We start from the raw sequence: 6,250 nt of genomic DNA, 5'->3' as shown, positions 1-6,250 counted from the left end.
TTCGTCGAAGAAGAAGTCGGTGTCTGCACCGCCGTCAAGCGTGTCGGCTCCGGTTTCGTCGAAGAAGAAGTCGATGTCTGCACCGCCGTCAAGCGTGTCGGCTCCGGTTTCGTCGAAGAAGAAGTCGGTGTCTGCATCGCCGTCAAGCGTGTCGTTGCCGTCTTGCCCGTAGATCGTGTCGGCTTCGGCCTGGCCGCTGATGCTGTCGTCCGCAGCGGTGTCGACGAGGTTGTCGGCCGCTGCCGTGCCCTCGGAGACTTTGCTCTTGAGCTCATTGATGCCCCAGGTGGTGCCATCGGCGAACCGGACCTGCTGGATCGGGTTGTAGACATTGGCTTGGTCCTCGCGGAGGAAGAAGTGGCTGATGCTTACCTTGTCGGTGGTGCCCGCGATGGACAGCACCAAGTTTGAGCCGGAGCGCGTTGCCACGATCTCCGAGGGCAGCACATCCGCCTTGAATTGCAGCACATTGAGCTTGTCTACCGCCCGGTCGTAGTCCGATTTGATGGTGTCTTGACCATCGCCCTTGCCAAACAGATAGGTGTCGTTGCCTGCATCGCCGCTGAGCACGTCGTTGCCTGTGCCACCGTCGAGCGTATCGGCTCCGTTCCCGCCGTGGAGGCGGTCGTTGTCCGCACCGCCATTGAGCGTGTCGTTACCGTCACGCCCGTAGATCGTGTCGGCTCCGGCCTGACCGCTGATGGTGTCGTCCGCAGCGGTGCCGGGAATATTGTCGGCCGCTGCCGTGCCTGCGAAGACCTTGCTCTTGAGCGCGTTAACGTCCCAGGTGGTGCCATCGGCGAACCGGACCTGCTGGATCGGGTTGTAGTCGTTGGGCAGGTCGTCGCTATAGAAGAAATTGATGGTCACCTTGTCAGCGGTACCCGCGATGAACAGCACCAGGTGCGAGGAGGAGCGTGCAACCACGATCTCCGATGGCGTCACACCCGCCTTGAACTGCAGCACGTTGAGGCCTGTCCGACCGTAGTCCGAAAGGATGCTGTCTTGCCCATCGCCCTTACCAAACAGGTAGGTGTCGTTGCCCACACCACCGCTGAGCACGTCGTTGCCTGCGCCACCGTCAAGCGTGTCGTCGCCCTCACGTCCGTCGATCGTGTCGGCTCCGGCTTGACCGCTGATGGTGTCGTCTGCGGTGGTGCCGACAATGTCGTCGGCCGCTGCCGTGCCCGCAAAGGCCTTGCTCTTGATTTCGTTGATGTCCCAGGTGGTGCCGTCAGCGAACCGGACCTGCTGGATCGGGTTGTAGGTGTTGGCCGGGTCGTCGTTGTAGAAGAAGTGGTCGATGGTCACCTTGTCGGCGGTACCCGCGATAGACAGCACCAAGTCGAAGCCGGAGCGCGTAGCCACGATCTCCGAGGGCGCCACACCCGCCTTGAACTGCAGCACATTGAACTTGTCTGTCGCCCGACCGTAGTCCCCGCCGATGGTGTCTTGTCCGTCGCCTTTGCCGAACAGATAAGTGTTGTTGCCCGCATCACCGCTGAGCACGTCGTTGCCTGCGCCACCATCAAGCGTGTCGGCTCCGCTCCCGCCATAAAGGCGGTCGTTGTCCGCACCGCCATCGAGCGTGTCGTTGCCGTCACCCCCGTAGATCGTGTCGGCTCCGGCCTGACCACTGATGCTGTCGTCCGCAACAGTACCAAAGATGTTGTCGACCGCTGCCGTGCCCGCGAAAACCTTGCTCTTGATCCCGTTGATATCCCAGGTCGTGCCATCGGCGAACCGGATCTGCTGGATCGGGTTGTGGTCGTTTGTCGGGTCGTCGCGGAGGAAGAAGTGGCTGATGCTCACCTTGTCGGTGGTACCCACGATGGACAGCACCAAGTCCGAGCCGGAGCGTGTAGCCACGATCTCCGAGGGTGCCACCCCCGCCTTGAACTGCAGCACATTGAGCCTGTCTGTCGCCCGGTCCGTCACCCAGCCGTAGTTCGAGTCGATGGTGTCTTGCCCGTCGCCTCGTCCGAACAGGTAGGTGTTGTTGCCGGAGCCGCCGTTCAGGGTGTCATTGCCTGCGCCACCATCGAGCGTGTCCGCCCCATCGCCTCCCGACAGGTAGTCATCACCCTCCCCGCCAAACAGGGCATCATCACCCACTCCGCCAAACAGGCGGTCATTACCCGCCATGCCGTCGATAAAGTCATTGCCCACCCCGCCATGAAAGGTGTTGGCGTGGGCATTGCCCGCATAGCTGTCATCATTCATTGAGCCTGTCGGGGACGATGCTGCCAAATAGTGGTACCCGGTGGCAGCAAACGCATCGCGAACGGCCCCGTTGTCAGCAGCGGTCTGCATGAGTGCACGCAACTGCTCCTTGCCGGTCCATCCCGCACTGTTGAGCGTCTTGCCGTGGACGCGGTAGAGGTCCAGAAACAGCGCCGCGCCCTCGTACGCATCCGCCGTTCGGGCAACACTCAATGCCGCATCCATCCGGGAAAAGTCCACCTCCGCGCCAGAGTCCAAGACATTCACTTGCACCATGTCCAGGTACTTTGACAGGCGCATGGCAGGCATCAGGTTATTGCTGGCGTCATCCAGTAGCCGGTTCCAGAGTCTCTGAATATGCGGCGTGCCGCCGTTAATCGGCTCGGGGACCGTCACCACGATATAGCCCGCATCGCTCGCGGGAAGCGCAACGCGGTTGTCACGGATTGCGTGCGACAGTGGCATATCCACCGTCACGAGCCGCCCGCGGTTCTCGGGGGCGACCCAGCTTCCCTGGCCTTGTTGCTTGATCTGCGACCAGTGCAGAAACGTGAACCCGGTGAACGCCTCGTAGGCGTAGAGCTTTTCAAGCGACCCGACCATGCTCTCCCGCATGCTGTCGAACTTGCTTCGATCCTGCGTCGAAAGTGTGGCGCGAAAGCCATCCCGGGTCGCTTTGTCGGCCTTGATCGCCATCCCCATCCAGCCGCGCTCCTGCGCGTCCGCCGGATTGCGCAAAATCAGCCCCACCCCCTCCTCAAGCGCCTGCTTGCTCGCGCTCGCGTAATCCGACTGATTGCTCCACGCGCGCAGCAACTGGCCCACGCCGTTGGAAAAACCGGCACGCGAGCCGGAACTTGCAGCCTGCTCGTACAGGCCAAGCAGTTCCGGGCTGAGCGTGGCAGCCTGCTGCAAGTCGCGTGCCCAGCCCGTGCCCTTGATGTCGGCCAGCGCCCGGGCTGCGTCGCTGACGGTGATGGGGGTATGCGTCGTGACGAAGTTGTTCTGCGCGAGGATAAAACTGCCCGCCTGGCCCTCGCTGCCATTGCTGCGGATGAAACTGCCCGACTGCACCAGTTGGGCGTCGCCATAATCCGTGCTGGTGGCCGTGCTGCTCAGCCCGATGCTGGCAATGCCCGCTTCGGCCAGCGTTTGCAACTCTCCCGTTTGGCTGATGCCGTCCTGATTCAAATCGCGCCAGACGCGCAGATTGGCGTACTGGGCGTCCTTGGCGTCAAATACGCCATCGCCCGCCCCACCCACGGTGCCCTGGGCACCGCCCACATCAAGTTCTCGCAGTGCGGTAAAACCATGCGTCGCCTTCTGGCCGTTGGCCAAAAGGGTTTCATCGCCAAAGAGTTCCCGACCCGAGTCGATCAGGCCATTGCCATTGCGATCCCACGCCAAGATGCCGTCGTCGGCGTTCGCCCAAGCGGTGCCTGTCTTGATGCCGTCGCCGTCGGTGTCGAATTGAATATTGCGCGACAGCGGGGAGATTTCCAGACCATCGCCATCGAGGTCCAGGATCAGAGGGTCTACCCAAGTGTAGCGGGGACCTTTCACCAAAGGATCGGGGGTGAGTCCAAGGTATTTGGATATTATTTTCCAAAGACTATTATCATCCACACCCTCGGTAGGGCCATAATTTCCACCATTGACACGCCGGTCTGTCCTGAAGTTCGTAACCAATTCGCCGCGTTCCAAGGCTCCGTGGACGTCACCCGCAATCTTTGATGCTGCATCAGCATCGTTCGATTTATATTTTTGCCCTATTTTTGCACCCACGTTATTATTCCACAGATCCATCACTGAGTCACGAGAATCACGGTTTACAGTAGTCGTCTCATGAGCCAAGCCGAGAATATTTGCAGAACTGTCTCCGAAATGTTGAGCGAATCTGGCACTCACATAAGCATGTCTGAATGCATCACTCGCATTATTATCTCCGGTTTGAGATCCCCAGAATTGAGTTGCCTCAGAATTAAAAGACTCCTTCATGGTTTTCAAATTATTCAAAGTCAGCACAATTTTAGCGCCAAGTATTGCTAGGCCTACAGTCATGATTACATTCCTTCTGAAAGATCAAAGTATGTTGCAAAATCAACGTCGGAAAATATAAGTTTTGAATTTTTCTTTTTACACACTTTCCTTCCCTGACATTGGGGCTGGTATAACCAATTTAGTTATACACAAGTCCGCTTTCAACCGATGTCGCTGGTAATGAAGTGTCGTAAGTGCTTGATTTGTATAGGATCGGCATGAACCGCTCACACAGCAGTCAGCAGCCGTAAGTTGTTGATTTTTATAATAGGTTTTCATGATTTGTGTATAACGTAATGGGTATAACCGCTCATCCTGTAGGTCTTGAGAACTTCTTCTTTTGACAGGACAATAATCCACCAATGATTATCTGCGGCATCAGATGTTCTATCGTTCAAGAAATAAAATTGATTCTTGGATAACGATGAACTCACTGACTTTGGCGTTACGTAATGGATCATATCGATATGTCCGTGCTCAAGCATGAGCGTGGACGGAAAGTCTATTTTTGGGTGCCGGTATACATCCATGGCATTTCCTTCTGAATATCGAAGTGTGGCGTATGTCTATATTTATCTATATCGAAAAATACAAGCTTTATTGAATTTTTTCTTCTTACACATCTGCCTTCTCTGAAAATTGGTATGACATCACCGGCCATCCTGTAGGTCTTGAGAACTTCTTCTTTTGATAGAACGATAACCCACCAATGATTCTCTACGTCGTCAGATATTCTGGCATTCAAGAAATCCAATTGGTTCTTGGACAAATATGAATCCACTTGTTCTGGCGTCATGTATGAAGGAAGAAAGCATACCTGCTCGCCAATCGGGATTATTTCTTCCAGTTTCACCTCCTTTTCGGAAGTTAATTTTTCAACCAACATGGATTCAAAATATCGACTCTCAAGAATTCTGTAGCGGTGGGCTTCATAAGGTCCATATAGTTCAGAAATCCCGTAAATCAAACCAGAACCAAGTGCCAATGACAAAATCCAATGGGAGAGTTTTTTATTAGCAGACAGCATTTTTTATCCTAAGACTTGCACAGTCAGAAAATTACCAGACGCATCATTCAGCGCTCTCTCAAACTCTCACTCCACGCCCTTTGGATCGGACTGAGCTGAGCAGATGTTCAATCACCCGCCTCTGCCACATCTGGATCTCCGCAGTGATATTCATATCTCCGACGCCAGCCAGACGGGCTTGCCGATATGCGCGCGCACCCAAGCTTGAGCATGGTTGGGAAGTCTGTTCTGAGGTGCCGGGATACATCGATGGAATTTCCTTCTGAAATATCGAAGTATGGCGTACGTTTATCTATATCGAAAAGTATAAGAAATTTTGAACCTTTTTGTTTTACGCACTTCCCTTTTCTGAAAGTGGGTTTAATCCTCCCAGTTGTCTTGTAGGTTTTAAGAACTTTTTCTTTTGATAGAACAATAATCCACCAGACATGATCGCCTATGTCATCAGATATTTTTCCATTCAAGAAATCCATTTGATTTTGGAATAACGATGACTCCACTGAACCTGGCGTTTTGTATGAAGAAAGAAAGCATACACGTTCACCAAACGGAATTATTTCGCTAATTTTAACTTCTTTGTTAAAAGTTAATTTTTCAATTAGCATGGATTCAAAATATCGACTCTCAAGAGCTCTGAAACGGCGAAATTCGTAAAGTTTGTAAAATCCATAAATCCCGTAAAGGAAACTAGGACCAAGCATCAACAACAAAATCCGGAAAAAGAGCTTTTTATTAAAAGACAGCATTTTCTATTCCAAGACTTGCACAGTTAGAAAACGGATTGCTCCACACACGCAGCAGTTTGGCCCATTCCGTTGAAAATTCGGTACACCAGCGTATCCACTGTACCTCCTGGAAATTAGCTGCTGCCTGCGGCAGAACAAAAGATACCGCCAATATGGGCGTTGTCATGGAAACTCCCCAAGATTCAGATACATCATTCAACGCTCCCTCAAACTC

4 protein-coding genes and 1 pseudogene are annotated in these 6,250 nt (G+C 53.9%); all 5 read right to left on the bottom strand.

What is annotated here, in order from left to right:
* The coding region (locus VTU_RS34005; protein ID WP_322835870.1) for an SPM autocatalytic domain-containing protein at positions 1-3,786 on the bottom strand (3,786 nt) is incomplete at its 3' end.
* A gap of 186 nt (positions 3,787-3,972) precedes the next feature.
* Positions 3,973-4,221, bottom strand: a pseudogene (locus VTU_RS35905) (DUF6973 domain-containing protein); the annotation flags it as partial.
* Between the two features lie 544 nt (positions 4,222-4,765).
* Positions 4,766-5,290: a hypothetical protein gene (locus VTU_RS33110; RefSeq protein WP_138927986.1), complete on the bottom strand. Its 525-nt coding sequence runs from the start codon at positions 5,288-5,290 to the stop codon at positions 4,766-4,768.
* Between the two features lie 107 nt (positions 5,291-5,397).
* On the bottom strand, positions 5,398-6,036 hold the full coding sequence (locus tag VTU_RS33105) for a hypothetical protein (protein ID WP_138927985.1): 639 nt from the start codon (positions 6,034-6,036) through the stop codon (positions 5,398-5,400).
* Positions 6,023-6,250 (bottom strand): hypothetical protein (locus VTU_RS35140; protein ID WP_236610819.1); only part of this gene is annotated, 228 nt, incomplete at its 5' end. The genes VTU_RS35140 and VTU_RS33105, both read right to left, overlap by 14 nt.

The organism is Verminephrobacter aporrectodeae subsp. tuberculatae At4 (genome assembly GCF_000193225.1).
Classification (GTDB): domain Bacteria; phylum Pseudomonadota; class Gammaproteobacteria; order Burkholderiales; family Burkholderiaceae_C; genus Acidovorax; species Acidovorax aporrectodeae.
The sequence above is the reverse complement of the archived record's forward strand: the minus strand, read 5'-3'. Positions and strand labels throughout refer to the sequence as shown.

Bases quoted from the DNA above. Each gene is read 5' to 3' on its own strand.
- VTU_RS33110 (WP_138927986.1), bottom strand. From the start codon at position 5,290: ATGCTGTCTGCTAATAAAAAACTCTCCCATTGGATTTTGTCATTGGCA.
- VTU_RS33105 (WP_138927985.1), bottom strand. From the start codon at position 6,036: ATGCTGTCTTTTAATAAAAAGCTCTTTTTCCGGATTTTGTTGTTGATG.